The sequence below is a fragment of the Amycolatopsis sp. NBC_00438 genome, from assembly GCF_036026695.1.
In the GTDB taxonomy this organism is placed as follows: Bacteria; Actinomycetota; Actinomycetes; order Mycobacteriales; family Pseudonocardiaceae; genus Amycolatopsis.
Window position 1 is genome coordinate 6,944,559 of the sequence record NZ_CP107923.1, and the last position, 16,783, is coordinate 6,961,341.

General features: G+C 72.2%; 15 protein-coding genes. 9 read left to right on the forward strand and 6 right to left on the reverse strand.

Going from position 1 to position 16,783, the window contains the following annotated elements:
- Positions 1-137 precede the first annotated feature (137 nt).
- On the forward strand, positions 138-1,157 hold the full coding sequence (locus OG494_RS31145; RefSeq protein WP_328459073.1) for a neutral zinc metallopeptidase: 1,020 nt from the start codon (positions 138-140) through the stop codon (positions 1,155-1,157).
- Here the strand turns inward: OG494_RS31145 and OG494_RS31150 are convergent.
- A complete protein-coding gene (locus OG494_RS31150) occupies positions 1,150-1,596 on the reverse strand; it encodes a hypothetical protein (RefSeq protein ID WP_328459074.1) in 447 nt (148 codons plus the stop codon). The two genes, OG494_RS31145 and OG494_RS31150, sit on opposite strands and share 8 nt — an antisense overlap.
- A gap of 114 nt (positions 1,597-1,710) precedes the next feature.
- Positions 1,711-2,790 (reverse strand): potassium channel family protein, encoded by a 1,080-nt coding sequence (locus OG494_RS31155; RefSeq protein ID WP_328444780.1) that lies wholly within the window; start codon positions 2,788-2,790, stop codon positions 1,711-1,713.
- 91 nt (positions 2,791-2,881) lie between these two features.
- Between OG494_RS31155 and OG494_RS31160 the strand changes: the two genes are divergently transcribed.
- Positions 2,882-3,250 carry a DoxX family protein gene (locus OG494_RS31160; RefSeq protein ID WP_328444782.1) on the forward strand — a complete coding sequence of 123 codons (369 nt, stop codon included), beginning with the start codon at positions 2,882-2,884 and terminating at the stop codon, positions 3,248-3,250.
- Between the two features lie 216 nt (positions 3,251-3,466).
- Here the strand turns inward: OG494_RS31160 and OG494_RS31165 are convergent, their stop codons facing one another.
- A complete protein-coding gene (locus tag OG494_RS31165) occupies positions 3,467-6,706 on the reverse strand; it encodes an ATP-dependent helicase (RefSeq protein WP_328444784.1) in 3,240 nt (1,079 codons plus the stop codon).
- A gap of 109 nt (positions 6,707-6,815) precedes the next feature.
- A complete protein-coding gene (locus tag OG494_RS31170; protein ID WP_328459075.1) occupies positions 6,816-9,989 on the reverse strand; it encodes an ATP-dependent helicase in 3,174 nt (1,057 codons plus the stop codon).
- A gap of 173 nt (positions 9,990-10,162) precedes the next feature.
- Here OG494_RS31170 and OG494_RS31175 point away from each other — a divergent pair, with 173 nt between their 5' ends.
- The 6 genes from OG494_RS31175 to OG494_RS31200 all read left to right on the forward strand — a co-directional run bounded on the left by OG494_RS31175 (position 10,163) and on the right by OG494_RS31200 (position 14,378).
- Positions 10,163-10,486 carry an MGMT family protein gene (locus tag OG494_RS31175; RefSeq protein ID WP_328444786.1) on the forward strand — a complete coding sequence of 108 codons (324 nt, stop codon included), beginning with the start codon at positions 10,163-10,165 and terminating at the stop codon, positions 10,484-10,486.
- 28 nt (positions 10,487-10,514) lie between these two features.
- Positions 10,515-11,366, forward strand: coding sequence for a siderophore-interacting protein (locus OG494_RS31180; RefSeq protein ID WP_328444788.1), 852 nt, complete (start codon positions 10,515-10,517; stop codon positions 11,364-11,366).
- Positions 11,367-11,446: 80 nt separating this feature from the next.
- Positions 11,447-11,881, forward strand: a complete 435-nt coding sequence (locus tag OG494_RS31185; protein WP_247061121.1) for an SRPBCC domain-containing protein — start codon at positions 11,447-11,449, stop codon at positions 11,879-11,881.
- Entirely contained in the window at positions 11,881-12,210 is a 330-nt protein-coding gene (locus tag OG494_RS31190; RefSeq protein WP_328444790.1) for an ArsR/SmtB family transcription factor, read from the forward strand. Before OG494_RS31185 ends, OG494_RS31190 begins: the two co-directional genes overlap by 1 nt.
- Positions 12,211-12,231: 21 nt before the next feature.
- Positions 12,232-13,581 carry an MFS transporter gene (locus tag OG494_RS31195; RefSeq protein ID WP_328444792.1) on the forward strand — a complete coding sequence of 450 codons (1,350 nt, stop codon included), beginning with the start codon at positions 12,232-12,234 and terminating at the stop codon, positions 13,579-13,581.
- Positions 13,581-14,378, forward strand: coding sequence for a DUF899 family protein (locus tag OG494_RS31200; protein WP_328444794.1), 798 nt, complete (start codon positions 13,581-13,583; stop codon positions 14,376-14,378). The genes OG494_RS31195 and OG494_RS31200 overlap by 1 nt, the downstream gene beginning before the upstream one ends.
- 173 nt (positions 14,379-14,551) lie before the next feature.
- Here the strand turns inward: OG494_RS31200 and OG494_RS31205 are convergent, their stop codons facing one another.
- Positions 14,552-15,358: a uroporphyrinogen-III synthase gene (locus tag OG494_RS31205; RefSeq protein ID WP_328444796.1), complete on the reverse strand. Its 807-nt coding sequence runs from the start codon at positions 15,356-15,358 to the stop codon at positions 14,552-14,554.
- Entirely contained in the window at positions 15,351-16,319 is a 969-nt protein-coding gene (locus OG494_RS31210; protein ID WP_328444798.1) for a helix-turn-helix transcriptional regulator, read from the reverse strand. The genes OG494_RS31205 and OG494_RS31210 overlap by 8 nt, the downstream gene beginning before the upstream one ends.
- A gap of 63 nt (positions 16,320-16,382) precedes the next feature.
- On the opposite strand from OG494_RS31210, the gene OG494_RS31215 reads away from it, so the two are divergent.
- Complete coding sequence (locus OG494_RS31215) at positions 16,383-16,778, forward strand: DUF3224 domain-containing protein (protein WP_328444800.1); 396 nt, start codon at positions 16,383-16,385, stop codon at positions 16,776-16,778.
- Positions 16,779-16,783 lie beyond the last annotated feature (5 nt).

The following is a 16,783-nucleotide window of genomic DNA, read 5'->3' on the forward strand; positions in this document are numbered from 1 at the left end:
GGAGGCACCGTTCCCCCGGTAGGCTGAACGCCGGGATCGGGTACCCCCGGTCCGTACCGAGACCCTTCGGGACTGCCTAGATGACGCAACCGCCCCACGGCCAGGTACCGCCCAGCGGCACCGTCCAGCCGCCGCCGGTGCCGGATGCGCAACCGGCTCCCGCGTGGCTGGGTCATCCCCACACCGTGTCCGCGCCCCGGCGCCGGTCGCCGGCGGCGGTGATCGGGGTGTGCCTCGGCGCCGTGGCCGTGCTGGTCCTCGGGCTGGTCGCCATCGTGGCGCTCAACCGCCAGGACACCCCGCTCGCGAGCCCGAACTACCGCGACACGCCGTCGTCCCAGGACGCTCCTTCGCAGCTCCCCGGGGGTGCGGGCGCTCCGGCGTCGGCGTCCCCCGGCCCGTCGACCGAGCTGTCCACGCCCAGCGCGACCGGCCCGCAGAAGATCCTCAAGCTGGCCGACCACCCGATCCTGCAGGACCCGAACGCCGGGCTGCAGAACCGCGTCTGCACGCTGCCGGCGTGGCAGAGCACCCAGGCCGGCGCGGAAGCGTTCTTCACGGCCGCCAGCAAGTGCCTGGACGCCGCGTGGGGCCCGTTCCTCACCGCCTACGGCCTGCCGTTCACCCCGCCCGCGCTGCACTTCCCGACCGGCGCGAGCTTCGAGACCGAGTGCGGCACCATCCAGGTCGGCATCGCGACCGCCGCGTACTACTGCGAAAACAACCTGTACGTGCCCTTCCGCGGGCTGCAGACCGACCAGTACGGCAACAACCCCGGCGTCTACCTGGCCCTGTTCGCCCACGAGTACGGCCACCACGTCCAGGAGGTCGCCGGGCTGATGGACGCGGCCTGGCAGAAGATCTACGAAGCCGGCCAGAACAGCCCCGCCGGGCTCGAGATGTCCCGGCGCAAGGAACTGCAGGCCCAGTGCTTCTCGGGGATGTTCCTCGGCGCGCACGTCGACCAGGGCGGCACGATCAACCGCGACATGTACAACAAGGCCTGGAACGACCAGGAGACCCGCGGCGACAACACCTCCCGCAGCCACGACCACGGCACCAACGCGCACTACGCGTCGTGGTGGCGGGCGGGCGCGACGAGCAACCGGATCTCCGACTGCAACACCTTCGCGGCGCCGTCGACCGAAGTCAGCTGACCTTCGCGGGTTTCGCGAGCTTCGGTTTCGGGTCCGGCTTCGGCGGCAGCCGCAGCCAGGTGTAGACGAAGATCCCGCCGGAGAAGCAGGCGAACACCAGCAGCGCGAGCCCCAGCGGGCGCCGGGCGTCCGACGCGCCGGCCGACGTGTCCGCCGCGCGGACGGTGACCGTGCCCTGGTCCGGGAGCTCGTCCGGGACGCCGACTTCGACGTGCTCGTTCTGGCCGTGACCGCAGCCGTTGAGCGTGCCTTCGTGGGTCTTGCCGCCGACGGTGAACCGCACCGTCTCGACGGGGTCCAGCCGGTCGCACGGCGCGGGCTTGGTGACCTCGGCCGACACCGGCACGCCGGCGTCGTCGTTGCCGATCCCGAGCAACCCGGGCCCGGCGAGCCACGCCAGCACGACGACGAGCACACCCGCCGCGGCGGGGATCGCCACCGTGGGCCACTTCAGGGCGAGAGGTCGCGGGGGCACCCGGTCATGGTTCCAGATCCCGCGGGCAAAACCCAGGCGCCCTGGTCTCGATCCGCTGGTCCGCCGGGCGAACCGGACCTACCGCTCGATCTTCTCCGCCTGCGTCACCTTTTTGACGTAGAGGAGCTTGTCGCCGGGCTCGATCGCGTCGGCCTGCGGAGCGTCGACGCGGTAGAGGACGCCGTCGCGGACCAGGCCGAGGACGAGGTCGGGCAGGTGCCGCGGCGACCCGCCCTCCTCCGCCGGCTCGACCGCGCGCTCGGCGATGGCCAGGCCGGACTCCGGGGTGAGCAGGTCCTCCATGATGTCGACGACCAGCGGCGTCGACGTCGCCATGCCGAGCAGCCGCCCGGCCGTCTCGCTGGAGACGACGACCTGGTCGGCGCCGGACTGCTTGAGCAGGTGGACGTTCTCCGCCTCCCGCACCGACGCCACGATGTGCGCCTGGGGCGCGAGCTCGCGGGCGGTGAGCGTGACGAGCACCGCCGTGTCGTCCCGGTTCGGCGCGACGACGACGGCGCGCGCGTGCTGCACCGCGGCGACGCGCAGGACGTCGGACCGGGTGGCCGAGCCGTGCACGGCGACCAGGCCGAGCGCGCTCGCGGCGTCGAGGGCCTGCTGGTCGGTGTCGACGACGACGACCTGGCCGGGCTCGACGTTCTCGTCGCCGAGCAGGGCGTTGACGGCGGACCGGCCCTTGGTGCCGAACCCGACGACGACCGTGTGGTCGCGCACCTTCGTCCTCCACTTCTGGATCTTGAACGCCTGCCGGGAGCGCTCGGTGAGCACTTCCAGGGTGGTCCCGACCAGGACGATGAGGAAGAGCACCCGCAGCGGGGTGATCACCAGCACGTTCACCAGGCGGGCGGACGACGTGGCGGGCGCGATGTCGCCGTAGCCGGTGGTCGAAAGCGAGACGGTCGCGTAGTAGAGGCTGTCCAGAAGGGACAGGCCGTCACCGTTCGCGTCGCGGTAACCGTCGCGGTCGAGGTAGACGATGATCACCGTCAGCAGCAGCGCGAGGGTCGCGCCGATCACCCGCTTCATGATGGCGCGAAGGGGGCTGACGGTCAGCTCGGGCATCCGCAGGACGCCGACGAGCTCGTGGTCGGGCCGATCGGTGAGGCTGCCGAGCGGCAGCCGCCTCAGGGCCCTCATGCACCCGCTCCCGCAGGCAGGTGTCGAGCGTCACTCACGCCCGGAGGATAGCCGAACCGGACGGCGGCCCGCCGCGTGGAACGATGCGATCATGGCAACCTCGCAACGGCCCGCGCACGTCATGGCAGCTGCGCTGGGCTTCATGGGCGTCCTGCACTTCGCCGTCCCGAAGCCGTTCGACGGCCTGATCCCCCGCTCACTGCCCGGTTCCCGGCGAGCGTGGACGTACGGCTCGGGCGTCGCCGAACTGACGGTGGCGGCCGCCGTGGCGGCCCCGCGGACCCGCCGGCTGGGCGCCCTGGCCGCGGCGTTGCTCTTCCTGGGCGTCTTCCCGGGCAACGTGAAGATGGCAGTGGACGCCCGTCGGGCGCCGCTCCCCCAGCGAGCGATCGCGTTCGGCCGGCTGCCGCTGCAGTGGCCGCTGATCGCCTGGGCCCTGAAAGTCCGCGACGCCGCGTAACCCGTACCTGGAGGGTCGGCTCGCGTACCCACACAGTCGGTTCGCGTACCCAGACAGTCGGTTCGTGAGCCGACCCTCCGGGTACGCGAGCCGACCCTTCAGGTACGCGAGCCGACCCTCCAGGTACGCGAGCCGACCCTCCAGGTACGCGAGCCGACCCTCCAGGTACGCGAGCCGACCCTCCAGGTACGCGAGCCGACCCTCCGGGTACGAGGGTCAGGACTCGGGGAGGTCGCGGAGGAGACGGCGGATGCCTTCGGCGTCCAGGAGGTCGGCCGGGCGGATCGTGTGGTTCGCGCGGACGTAGTGGAACGCCGCGCGGACCTGCTCCACCGGGACGTTCTTCAAGGCCGCCCAGGCCATCCGGTACGCCGCCAGCTGGACCGACAGCACCGCCTGCCGGGACTTCGGCGGGACCGAGCCCGTCTTCCAGTCGACCACTTCCCAGTAGCCGTCGGGATTCCAGAAGACGGCGTCCATGCGGCCGCGCAGGGTGATGCCCTCGACGTCGGCCGAGAACGTGATCTCGACGGCGTGCGGGACGCGCGAGGCCCACTCGCTCTTGTCGAACTGCGTCTGCAGCTCTTCGAGGCCGGGGTCCGGGATCTCGGCGAAGTCGGCGGCGCCCGGCAGGTCCTCGATCTCGATGAGCTGGTCACCCCCGAAACGGCGCTCCAGCCAGCTGTGGAACTCCGTGCCGCGGCGGGCGAAACTGTTGGGCGCCATCGGAAGCGGGCGACGCAGGTCCGTCGCGAGCTGCGCGGAATCCTCGGCCAGGGCGACCAGCTGGCTCACCGAAAGCCGGGACGGCAGCGGGACCCGCTTGATCTGGTCGTCCTTGCGTGCCCACTCCTCCAGCAGGACGTCGGTGTCGGTGAGCCAGCCGTCGGGATCGTCCTCTTCGGACTCTTCCTCCTCGGAGGACGCCGACAGCGCCTCGAAAACCAGCTCCACTCCACCTTGGACGCCGGTGCGGCGGTCGGCCAGCGGGTCGATCGGCCAGCGGGCCGTGCGCGAGTCGGACACCAGCGGGTTCTCATCGTCGGCCGACGGCTCGGGCGCCCAGTCGCCGAGCTGCCCGACGCCGGATTCCCGGACGACGCCGGCGATCTCCGTCAGGAACTCCGACGGCCCCTTCGCCCGGCTGCTGCTCTCGTTCCACCAGTGCCCGGAGACGATCAGCGCGTGCTCCGACCGGGTCAGCGCGACGTAGCAGAGCCGCCGTTCCTCCGACTGCTCCCGCTCGACGAAACCCGCCTCGTGCAGCTCCAGTCCTTCTTGGACTTCCTTGCGGTCGTACCCGTCGGCGATCCGCAGCTCGGGCAGGTCCTGGGCGTCGCCGCGCAACGCAGCGGGCAGCGACGTCGCCGTCCGCAGCCACGACGACGACCGCCGCCGGCCCGGGAAGACGTCCTGCACCAGGTGCGGCACGGCGACGACCTCCCACTCGAGGCCCTTCGCGGAGTGCACGGTGAGCACCTGCACCCGGTCCGGCACGACCTCGACCTCACCCGGGGTCAGCCCGTCTTCGGCGTGCGCCGCGGTGTTCAGGTAGTCCACAAAGGACAATAGGGTCGCCGTCGGCGCCGTCTCGGCGTAATCGGTCACGACTTCGGCGAACGCGTCCAGGTGCGCGCGACCGGCGGATCCCGGACGCGCCAGCGACTCGACGTCCAGCAGCAGCGTGCGCTCGACGTCGGCGACCAGCTCCGGCAGCGACTGGTCGAGCCGCCGCCGCAGCGCCGCCAGCTCCCAGCCGATCCGCCGGATCCGTTTGTACCCCTCTTCGGAATACCGTTCCGGCGAGCCGGGTTCGTCGATCGCGTCGATCAGCCCGGCCTGCTCGACGCGCTCCACGACCAGCTCCGGGCCGTCGGACTTCTCGGGACTCGACAGTTCTCCCGCGCGCCGCCACAGCGCCGCGACGTCGGCCGCCGCGAGCCGCCAGCGCGCGCCGGTCAGCAAGCGCGCCGCCGCACTCCCGGAGAGCGGGTCGGCGAGCACGCGCAACGTCGAGACGAGGTCCGCCACCTCGGGCTCGTCCAGCAGCCCGCCGAGGCCGACGACCTCGACCGGCAGCCCGCGGGCCCGCAGCTCGGCGGCGATCGGGGCCATGTCGGCACGGCGCCGGACCAGCACCGCCGCGGTCGGCGGTTTGCCGGTCTGCTCCTGCACGGCGTACCAGCGCCGCGCGAGCGCGTCGGCCACCCATTCGCGTTCGGCGCGGACATCCGGCAGCAGCGCGCACGCGATGTCCGCGGGCCCGGCGCCTTCACGCGCCCGCAGCCGTTCGACGCCGAGGCCGCGTGCCCGCAGCGGTTCGGCGATCGCGTTGGCGAGGTCGAGGATCTCCGGCGGGTTCCGGAAACTGGTCAGCAGGCCGAAATCATGAGCCGGGACAAGGCGTTCGCCGTCAAAACGCGGGAAGTCCGTGGTGAAGCGCGGCAGGTTGGCCGCGCTCGCGCCGCGCCAGCCGTAGATCGCCTGGGCCGGGTCGCCGACCGCGGTGACCGGCATCGGCGGGTTTTCGACGCCGCCGAACAGCGCCCGCAGCAGCACGCGCTGGGCGTGCCCGGTGTCCTGGTACTCGTCGAGCAGCACCGCGCCGAAGCGTTCCCGCTCGCCGCGCACGACCGACGGGTACTCGCTCGCCAGCTGCGCGGCGAGCGACATCTGGTCGGCGAAGTCCAGCGCGCCTTCGTTGCGCTTGCGCCGGTGGTAGGCCTCGACGAGCGGCAGCAGCGCGAGCCGGAAGTGCTGCGCCGCCATGATTTCGGTGAGTTTCTGCGGCAACGCGGCCCGCTGCCCCTTCGCGCGCGGCGCGTTCTCGATGATCCGGCACATCCACGACGTGTAGTCGGCCAGTTCCTCTGTGGACACCAAGTGTTCGCCGAGTTCACCGGCCAGGGCCAGGACGTCGGCGGTCACCGTCGGCGGGACGCGGTCGGTGTCCAGCTCGTTGTCCCAAGTGGACACCACGCGGTGCGCGAGCTGCCACGACGACGTCTCCGACAGCAGCCGGACACCGGGTTGCACGGGCAGCCGGAGGCCGTGTTCGGACAGCAGGCGGCCGGCGTACGCGTGGTAGGTGAGCACGGTCGGTTCGCCGGCGACCACAGTGGACCGCAGGCCGCCGGACGGGTCGAGCCGGTCCAGCAGGCCGGAGCCGGCGAGCCGGCGCAGCCGCGCGCGGACGCGTTCGCCGAGCTGGCGCGCGGCTTTGCGGGTGAAGGTGAGGCCCAGGACGCGGTCCGGGCTGACGATCCCGTTGGCGACGAGCCAGACCACGCGCGCGGCCATCGTCTCGGTCTTGCCCGCGCCGGCGCCGGCGACCACGAGGGACGGTTCGACGGGCGCGGCGATGACCGTGGCCTGCTCGGGAGTCGGCCGGTGCAGCCCGAGCGCGTCGGCGAGCTCAGCAGGCTCGACGGTGTTGGCGATGACAAGCGGGCTCACGCACACACCTCACGGACCGACGCGGCACTTTCACGTAAAAGTGCCGCTTTGTCGCGCAGAGCGGCACTTTCACGTGAAAGTGCCGGTCCTGGCACGGTGGTCGGGTCGGTCATGGGCCTGGGACCTGCCTGCCTTCGGGGCGCAGCGGGCAGCAGCCGCGCGCCGGGCAGCGGTCGCAGTCCACGTTCTCCTGCGCCTGGTAGTCCGGCCCCGCCGCGGACGCCGCCGCGCCGCGGACCAGGTCCAGCCACTGCTTGCCGCCCACCTCGTCCATCGGTGGCTGCGACCGCTCGGTCGAACCCGTCTTGTTGTTGGCCTTGGCCACGTACACCAGCCGCGCGCCGCCCGCCTCCGTGCGTCCCTCGATCGCGCCGAGCAGCACCGCCAGCTGGTACGCGGCGAGCTGCGGGTGCTTCTCGGCGTCGGCGCCGGACACCGGGACCTTGCCGGTCTTGATGTCGACGATCACCGGCCGGCCCTCGGAATCCAGCTCGACCCGGTCGACCCGCCCCCGCAGCAGTACGCGCACCTCGTCCTCGCCGCCGGCCGGCAGCTCGACCTCGATGTCCTGCTCGACGCCGGCTTCCTTCAGCTCCGCCCGGCTGCGTTCCAGCCAGGTGACGAAGTTCTGCAGCATCCCCTCGACCCGGCGTCGCTCCCGCTTCGAGAACCACGGCGCGCCCGCGTCGACGCGCACCCACGCGTCGTCCAGCGCGGCCTGCAGCTCGGCGTCGGTGCTCCCGGACGCGACGGCCTGCGCGAGCCCGTGCACCAGCGTCCCGGTGACGGCGGCCAGCTGCGCCGGGTCGCTGCCGCCGTGCCGCTCGATCATCCACCGCAGCGGGCACTTCGTCAGGATTTCCACTGTGGACGGTGAGATCCGGATCAGGTCGCCGGGCGGGTGCACCGGCTCGTCGGTGGACGCCGGGAGCAGGCCGTACCAGGTGCTCGGGTGCGCGCCGGGGACCTTGGCGTCGGCCAGCCGCCCGAGCTGCTTGGCCGCCCGACGCCGGCGCGCCGGGTCGGCCTTGTCGTCGCAGACGACCTCACGCAGCTCCCCCACCAGCTCGGCGAGCACCAGCGACCGGCCCGGCGGCTTCATCCGGGAGTCGAGGCCGCCGTCGTCGGCGCCGTTCTCCTCCAGGTCGTCGAGGAACCGCGACGGCTGTTCGTCCTCGCCGGACACCGCGGTGACCAGCAACGTCTGCTTCGCGCGGCTCATCGCGAGGTAGAACAGCCGCCGTTCCTCGGCCAGGATCGGCGCGGTCTGGGAGACGGCGTCATCGTCCACACCGGACATCAGGTCCTTGAGCCGTTCCACGCCCAGCACGGATCCACGCAGCCGCAGGTCCGGCCAAGCGCCCTCCTGGACCCCGGCGACGGCGACGACCGTCCACTCGCGACCGGCGGCGGAGTGCGCGGTGAGCAGCGAGACGCCGTCGGCCGGGACGGCGGCGGGAGCGAGCGTGTCACCCGCGATCTGTTGCGCGCCGAGGTAGTCCGCGAAGGACGCGACACTCGATCGCGGCAGCCGGTCGACGTACCGGCCGGCCGCGTCGAACAGCGCGACGACGGCGTCGAGGTCGCGGTCGGCCTGCGCGCCCAGCGAACCGCCGCGCTCGGTCTGCTTCAGCAGCTTCTCCTGGAGGCCGCTTTCGTTCCACAGCTCCCACAGCACCTGCTCGACGCCGTCCCCGCGCGCGACGGCCTGGTGCGTGACGCGCAGCAGACCCCCGACGCGCCGCACCGGCTCGGCCTCGGCGTCACCCAGCCCGATGAGGATGTCCCCGCCGCGCAAGGCTTCCACGAGCAGGTCGTCACTCGAGCGCTGCCCGCCGCCGGCCAGCTCGAGCCGTCGCAGACCGCGCCGGAGCCGCCGCAAGGCCAAGGGATCCGCGCCGCCGAGTGACGACGACAGCAACATCTCGGCGAGGTCGACGTCGAGCAAGTCCGGCGAAGGCGCGAGTTTCAGCACCGCCAGCAGCGGCCGCACGGCGGATTGGCGCGCCAGCGGCAGTTCCTCGGTGGCCGAGCCGATCGGCACGCCCGCGGCACGCAAAGCGCGTTGCAGCACCAGGAACGTCCGCGCCGGCGACCGGACGAGCACCGCGATCTCCGACCACGGCACCCCGTCGACGAGGTGCGCGCGGCGCAGCTGGTCGGCGATCCAGCTCGCCTCGGCGGCGGGGGTCGGCATCACGCGCACGCGGACGTTCCCGCCCGTCGCCCCGGTGGGCGCGACGATCTTGCGGTGCTGCGACAGCCCGGGCAGCGTCGCGCCGATCTTCGCGACCGCCACGCGGACCACCGGGGCGAGCCGGTGCGACGTCGTGAGCGTGATGGTGCGGCTGCCGTCCGGGTCGGCGTCGGCGAACAGGCTCGCGTCGGCGCCGCGGAAGGAATAGACGTTCTGGTCCGGATCGCCGGCGACGACGAACTCGGCCGCGGTGTGCCCGATCATCCGGACCAGGCTGGTCTGCAGGGGGTCGAGGTGGTGGGCGTCGTCGACGAACAGGTGCCGCACGCGCGTGCGCTCCCGCTCGCGCAGCTCCTCGTCGTCCTCCAGCGCGAGCAACGCGGAGGTGACCAGCTCGGCGGCGTCGAGGGCGGGCGCGCTCGCCACGCCCAGCGCGTTCCCGCCCGCGCCCTGCAGCTGCGTGACCTCTTCGTACTGGGCCCAGAAGAGCCCGGCGGCGAGCCACTCCTCGCGGCCGCGGCGGCGGCCCAGCTCGGCGAGGTCCGCCGGCCCGAGCCCGCGCTCGGCCGCGCGCATCAGCAGGTCCCGCAGCTCCTCGGCGAACCCGGGGACCATCAGGGCCGGGCGCAGCTGCTCCGGCCAGTTCTCGGCGCCTTCGTCGAGGTCACCGGCGAGCAGCTCGCGGACGACGACGTCCTGTTCGGCCCCGGCGAGCAGCCGCGGCGCCGGGAGCTCCGCACCCATCGCTTCGAGCCGGAGCAGCGAATACGCGTACGAATGGACGGTCCGGACGAGCGGCTCGCGGACGGTCCGGGGCAGCGGCCGCGCCAGGTCGGGGTCGGCGGTGAGGCTGCGGGTGATGTCGGCCCGCAGCGCGTCCGCGGCCTTGCGCGAGGTGGTCAGCACCAGCACGCTCTCCGGGTCGGCGCCCTCGGCGATCCGGCGGGTCGCGGCCGAGGCCAGCAGCGTCGTCTTCCCGGTGCCGGGCCCGCCGAGCACCCGCAGGAAACCCCCGGGTGCGGACAGTACGCGCCGAGCACCGTTGTCCCAGGTGAACGTGGGCAGGTCGGCGATCGGCGGGCGCACCAGCCGCGCGTTCGCCGGTCCCGTTCGCCTGCCGTTCACCCCGCGATGGAACCACGTCCGGAGTAACGGGCGTCGCACCGGCACACCTAAGCGCGGGCGTGTCCGGTGAAGGTCACCGCTGGTGCGATGGGCGGCTACCAAAAGTGTCGTACCCATCGGGCAGAGTGGGGGGCATGGACGACGTTCTGCACGAGCGGGTGCGGGAGATCATCGAGTCGGTGCCGGCCGGCACGGTCTCGACGTACGGCGACATCGCGGCTCTCGCCGGAGCCCCTTCGCCGCGGATGGTCGGCGCGATCCTCGCCGAGGACGGGCACGACCTGCCGTGGCACCGGATCCTGCGCGCCAACGGCACCCCGGCGCCGCACCTGGTCCACGACCAGCTCGAACGGCTGCGCGCGGAAGGCGTACTGGCCGACGGCCAGCGCGTCGACCTGCGGAAATACCGTTGGCAACCGGAAGGTGCCGCGGATTCCGAGCCGGGAGGGCTGTTCTGACGCCTATGAATTAGGTTAGCCTCGCCTAATGACGATGCAGGTGGAGCGACCGGCACTGACGTACCACCGGGCCCGCGTGACGATGGTCCGGCCGATCACGCCGCACACGGTGCGCGTGACGTTCGAGGCGGCGACCTTCGCCGAGGTGCCCGCCGGCGCGCCGGACCAGTACGTCAAGGTCTTCTTCCCACTCCCCGGCCAGGAGACGCCGAACCTGCCGGACACCGGTTCCGACGTCCTGTCGTGGTACCGAACGTACCTCGCGATGCCGGACGGCGTCCGCCCGCCGATGCGCACCTACACCGTGCGCGCGCACCGGCCGCTCTTCGCGGAGATCGACGTCGACTTCGTGCTGCACGGCGACACCGGCCCGGCCTCGGCGTGGGCGTCCCGCGTGACACCGGGCGACCGCGTCGCGTTCCTGGGCCCGCACGGCCTCTACGACGTCCCGGCCGGCACCGATTGGCAGCTGCTGACCGGCGACGAGACGGCGTTGCCCGCGATCGGCGCGATCATCGAGCAGCTCCCGGCCGGTGCGCGGCTTTCGGCGTACATCGAGGTCTCCGCGCGCGAAGAGCGTCAGACGTTCGAGACGCGCGGAGCGGTCGAAGTCCACTGGCTGGTGCGCGGCGCGCGACCGCACGGCGAGGCATTGCTGGAGGCGGTCCGCGCGGCGACCTTCCCCGGCGGAACGCCGTACGCGTGGGTGTCCGGCGAAGCCGGCGTAGTGAAGCTCGTGCGACGGCACCTCGTGCGCGAGCGCGACGTCGGCAAGCGGCGGATCTGCTTCACGGGCTACTGGCGGCACGGGATGAGCGAAGAAGCCGCGAGCCGGGAGTCGTTCCGCGCGGTGGAAGCGGGCGAACTCCCCGAGGACTGACGCCGTAAGTGCAACCCTGGGGTTGCACCGCACTCCGTCATGTGCAACTGTGGCATTGCACATGAGACGAAGGAGCGCACATGAGCACCGACAGCATCGAACGCGAGATCGTGATCGCCGCGAAGCCGGCCAAGGTGTGGCCGCTGGTGGCCGAGCCCGGCTTCTGGGCGACCGACGACGAAACCGTCCAGGGCACCATGGCCGAAGAGGGCCAGACTCTGGTCGTCACGCACTCGGAGCACGGTGAGTTCCCGCTGCGCGTCGAGAAGGTCGACCCGCCGCACTACCTCGCCTACCGCTGGGTCAGCGCGTTCCCCGGCGAGGAGCTGCGTGAGGACAACTCGACGCTCGTCGAGTTCACCCTGACCCCCGAAGGCGACGGCACCCGCCTGCGCGTCGTCGAGAGCGGCTTCGCCACGCTGCCGACGTCCGACGAGAACCGCCGCAACGTCGTCAAGGACCACACCGGCGGTTGGGAGCAGTGCTTCACCACCCTCGCCGCACGCGCCGAATAATGGCGCACGACGTCGTCGACGGCGTCCTGGCCGCACTGGCCGATCCGACCCGTCGTCAGCTGCTGGACCTGCTCGCCTCCCACGGCCAGGCCACCGCGACGACCCTGGCCGGCGGCCTCCCCGTGTCGCGCCAGGCGATCGTCAAGCACCTCACCGTCCTCGACTCGGCCGGGCTGGTCGGCAGCGTGAAGATCGGCCGCGAGGTCCGCTACGCCGTGCGTTCGGAAGCCCTGGACGCGACGGCCCGCTGGATGACCTCGCTCGCCGCCGACTGGGACCGCCGGCTGGCCAAGATCAAGCGCCTCGCGGAGGCCGCCGAGCAGGACTGACTTCCTCCCAAAGGAGAACCCGTGTCCGTCGTTGCGCTAACCCCTGCCCATTTCACGCCGAGACAGCGCGCGGTCCTGGCTGTGCTGCTCGGCGCCGGTTTCCTGCTGTCGATCGACTTCTCGATCCTGAACGTCGCGTTGCCGCAGGTCGGCGCGGGTGTCGGGCTGGATCTGACGTCGCTGCCGTGGGTCAGCACGGCGTTCGTCCTGCCCGCCGCGGGCTTCACCCTGGTCTGCGGCCGCCTCGCGGACCTCTTCGGCCGCCGGCGGCTGTTCCGCTCCGGCATGGCCCTGCTGGCCGTGGCGTCGCTGCTGGGCGGTCTCGCCACGACGCCGGAGCTGCTGCTGACGGCCCGGGCGTTGCAGGGCTTCGCCACCGCGATGACGCTGCCCTCGGCGTTGTCGCTGCTGACCACGACGTTCGCCGAAGGCCGGGCGCGGGACCGCGTCCTCGGCCTCAACGGCGCCCTGCTCTCCGGCGGCTTCACCGTCGGCGCGCTGGTCGGCGGCGCTCTCGTCGGCCTGCTGAGCTGGCGCGCGGCGTTCTTCATGAACGTCCCGGTGGCCGTCGCCATCCTGGTCGCGACGCCGTTCCTCGTCCCCGAATCGACCGTTCCCGGCCGCACCCGGCCGGACCTGCCCGGCGCGTTGACGGTCAGCGGCGGCCTGCTGGCACTGGTCTACGCGGTCATCGACAAGAGCGCGCTCGCCGCGGTGGCCGGCGTGGTGCTGCTGGCCGCGTTCTGGCTGATCGAGCAGCGCTCACCCGCGCCGCTCGTGCCGCCACGGATCCTGGCCCGCCGCACGGTCAAGTGGGGCAACTTCGCCGGTCTCGTGCTGTTCGCGATGGAACCCGCGGTGATCTTCCTGACGACCCTTTACCTGCAGCGGATCCTGGGACTTTCGCCGTGGGCGACCGGCCTGGTCTTCGGCGTGCCGGGCCTGGCCTCGGTGGCCGCGGGCGTGCTCGCCGGCCGGGCGATCGGCCGTTTCGACAGCCGCGTCCTGCTGACCGCCGGACTGACCGTCGAGGCGCTGGCGACCGTGCCGCTGCTGTTCCTCGGCCCCGGCCGCGGCGCCCTGCTGATCCTGCTGCCGGCCCTGTTCGTCGGGTTCTTCGGGCACGTCGCCGCGATCGTGGCGTACACGGTGACCGCGACGTCCGGGCTGCCGGACGAGGAGCAGGGCCTGGCCACCGGGCTGACGTCGATGACCCAGCAGGTCGGCATCACCGTCGGCATCCCGGTCCTGAGCGCGGTCGCCGCGACGCAGGCCGCCGAGCTGACCGGCATCCACCTCGCGCTGGGCGTGGCCGTGGTCGTCACGCTCACCAGCGTCGTCCTGCTCACCGCCAAGCTGAAGGAGCCGTGATGGAGATCGTCGACCGCGCCGCGTTCCAGACCGAACTGGATGTCTTGCGCGCCAGGGAAAAGGCCCACACCCGCGAAGGTGACGCGATCGCCGCGGCCCGCCGCCGGCTGCCGGTGGTCGAGGTGGACGCCACGCTCGGACTTCTCGGCCCGGACGGCCCGGTCACCTTGCTCGACACGTTCGAGGGACGGCGTCAGCTCATCGCCTACTACTTCATGTGGAACCCCGGCCGGCCCGCCTCCGAGCAGTGCGAGGGCTGCACGTTCTACACGAACCAGGTCGCGGAACTCGCCAACCTGCACTCGCGCGACATCACGTACGCGGTCTTTTCCCAGGGCCGCAACGTTTCCACCGGCCCGGCCGACGCACAGGAGTCGTACGACGCGAGCCTCCGCTACCGCGGCTTCATGGACTGGCACATGCCCTGGTACTCGGCGCAGCCGTCGCTCGGCACGCTGCTCGTCGGGCGCGAAGCCGGGCTGTTCCACCTGGTCTGCTACCTGCGCGACGGCGACCGCGTCTTCGAGACGTACTGGACGAAACGCCGTGGGGTGGAAGCGATGGACTACAGCTACGCGCTGATGGACCTGACGGTCTTCGGCCGCCAGGAGCCCTGGGAGGACTCGCCGGACGGCCGGCCGCAGGACCGCACGAACGTCCGGACCGACACCGGCGCGCCCGCGTGGACACCCGGCCCGGGCCGGCCCATCGCCCAGTGGCCACGGCTCGCGGCCGGCCGCTCCGACGACCTCGGCATCACGACGGCGCCGGACCAGCCGCCCCACCAGTGCCACTGAGGGCAGCGCTTTGCCCGTCGCCGCCAACCGAAACTCCCCCGCCACACCCAGGGGGGCGTGCCCTGCTCCAGTCTATCGGCCCACCCCACCCCGGATGGGTGACGCGGCACATCTGTGGATGGCCGGACGCGATGTGGACAACTCGGGCCGAAAGCCGGCAAGTCGGTTGACAGCTACACCTTGAGCGTCGTGACCAGGAGTTTCACCAGCGCTCCCAGGCGCTGCCGGTCCGGTTGCAGCGTGCGCACCCCGGCTTCTTCGAGTGGCGCCGCCGTCACCGGGCCGACGCACGCGCACACCACCGGGCCGCGCAACGCCGTCAGCAGCTCGTCGTAACGGCCGTAGTCCTGGGCCAGGGTCAGGAAGTTCGCCGCCGCGGGGGCGCTGGTGAACGCGATCGCGCCGAGCTCACCGGCGATCGCCGCGTCGATCAGGGCGTGCACCGGGGTGACGTCCGGCGGCGAGTACCAGCGGTACGGCTGGACCGCGACCAGCCGCGCGCCGGCCTGTTCCAGGGCCGACGTGTGCTCCGGCAACGGCGTCCCGTGCAGCTGGACGGCCACGCGCTGGCCCGCCAGCCCCGCCGAAGCGAGGGTCCCGAAGAGTTCCGCGTTGGACTCCGAAGCGGCTGAGAAGGACTCACGCAGGCCGGCGCCGCGAAGCGCGCCCACGGCCTTCGGGCCGCGCGCGTAGATCCGGGACTCCCCCAGCGCCGTCAGCAGCCGGTCGCGCAGGCCCCAGCCGTCGGCCGCGGCCAGCCAGCCGCGAAAGCCCGCGCCGGTCGTGATCGCCGTGAAGCCGACGGGTGAGGCCAGCAGCGCTTCGGTGCCCGCGCGCAGGTCGGGATCGGCGTCGAGGGGGACGATGGTGATCGTGGGCGCGTGGCGGACGTCGGCGCCGTAGCGTTCGAGGGCCTCGATGAAGTCGTCGGCCCGCCGTTCGGCCGTGACGCCGATCGCGATCCCGCTCAGCTCACCCATAGATCGCGCCCATCTCCTCGATCGCCTCCGCCAGCTGCGCCCGCAGGTCCGCGGGCTCGAGGACCTCCAGGTGCGGCCCGAAGCGCAGCAGCTCGCCGATGGCCGGCTCGCCCGGCTCCACCGGCAGCTCCATGGTGAGCCAGCCGTCCGCGGCCGGCTCGTTCGGGCACTCGCGCAGGGCCCGGGCCCCGACGGAGCCCGCGTAGAACGGTACGAGAGCCTGCGCCCGCGGCGACAGCCGCACCACGGCGACACGCGGGTACATCCGCCGTTCGAACTGCTCGGACCACTCCTGCCAGTAGGCCGCGAGGTCGAAGCCGGCCGGCCGCTCGAACTCCTCGCCGAGGTCCGTCAGCTCCTGGATCCGCGAGATCCGGTAGGTCCGGTCGGAGCCGTCGCAGCGGCCGGCGAGGTACCAGTTGCCGGCTTTGAGGATCAGCCCCAGCGGCTCGACGTCCCGCTCGACGATCCGCTGGCCCCAGCGTTCGTAGCGGATCCGGATCCGGTGCGCCGACCACACGGCGTCGGCGACCGCGGACAGCGTCGGCAGGCTTTCGATGCCGCGGTGCCAGCCGGGGACGTCCAGGTAGAAGCGCTCGGCGACGCGCCCGGCGCGGTCGCGCAGCTCCCGCGGCAGCGCGGCGTACAGCTTGAGCTGGGCGGCCGCGAGCACGGTGCCGAGCCCCAGTTCGGCGGCGGCGACGGGCAGCCCGGCCAGCGAGAGCGACTGCGCCTCTTCCTCGGTCATCCCGGTGAGGCGCGTCCGGTAGCCGTCGACCAGGCGGTACCCGCCGGTCCGGCCGCGATCGGCGTACACCGGGACACCGGACGCCGAGAGCGCGTCGATGTCCCGGTAGACCGTGCGGACCGAGACCTCCAGCTCCTCGGCCAGCTCTTCCGCCGTCATCCGGCCGCGGTTCTGCAGCAGGAGGAGGACGGACAGGAGGCGGCTGGCGCGCATGTCACCCAGTATGACCGAAATACCTGACACAAGCTGACAGGTATGACCGTCAGACTGTCTTCCATGAACGCATTCACCATGAAGAACTGGGAAGAGAACGTCGTCAGCGGCTCTGAGAACGGGCCGCGGGTGGCGTACGCGCACGCCTCGATGGCGTACGAGGGTGTCATCGAGGGTGAATCGGTCTGCGACCTGCTGCTCTACTACGCGGGCGAAGGCTACGACAGCGGTTCGACGACGTCGCCGAGCCTCGAGCGCTTCGACGGCAAGGTCGACGGTCGCGAAGGGACGTTCATCGTGCGTCACGAGTTCACGTTCGACGCGAAGGGCATCGCCTCGACGTTCACCGTGGTGCCCGGCTCCGGCACCGGCGCGCTGACCGGGCTCACCGGCTCCGGCACGGTCGGGGGCGCGATGGGCGAGGAGAAAATGGGGTACACCTTCGAGTACACGATCTAGGAGTC

What these genes read in the sequence shown, in the direction of transcription:
- OG494_RS31200 (WP_328444794.1), top strand. Translation starts at nt 13,581, where the DNA reads ATGGAGATCGTCGACCGCGCCGCGTTCCAGACCGAACTGGATGTCTTG.
- OG494_RS31190 (WP_328444790.1), top strand. Translation starts at nt 11,881, where the DNA reads ATGGCGCACGACGTCGTCGACGGCGTCCTGGCCGCACTGGCCGATCCG.
- OG494_RS31160 (WP_328444782.1), top strand. Translation starts at nt 2,882, where the DNA reads ATGGCAACCTCGCAACGGCCCGCGCACGTCATGGCAGCTGCGCTGGGC.
- OG494_RS31155 (WP_328444780.1), bottom strand. Translation starts at nt 2,790, where the DNA reads ATGAGGGCCCTGAGGCGGCTGCCGCTCGGCAGCCTCACCGATCGGCCC.
- OG494_RS31180 (WP_328444788.1), top strand. Translation starts at nt 10,515, where the DNA reads ATGACGATGCAGGTGGAGCGACCGGCACTGACGTACCACCGGGCCCGC.
- OG494_RS31210 (WP_328444798.1), bottom strand. Translation starts at nt 16,319, where the DNA reads ATGCGCGCCAGCCGCCTCCTGTCCGTCCTCCTCCTGCTGCAGAACCGC.
- OG494_RS31215 (WP_328444800.1), top strand. Translation starts at nt 16,383, where the DNA reads ATGAACGCATTCACCATGAAGAACTGGGAAGAGAACGTCGTCAGCGGC.
- OG494_RS31205 (WP_328444796.1), bottom strand. Translation starts at nt 15,358, where the DNA reads ATGGGTGAGCTGAGCGGGATCGCGATCGGCGTCACGGCCGAACGGCGG.
- OG494_RS31175 (WP_328444786.1), top strand. Translation starts at nt 10,163, where the DNA reads ATGGACGACGTTCTGCACGAGCGGGTGCGGGAGATCATCGAGTCGGTG.
- OG494_RS31185 (WP_247061121.1), top strand. Translation starts at nt 11,447, where the DNA reads ATGAGCACCGACAGCATCGAACGCGAGATCGTGATCGCCGCGAAGCCG.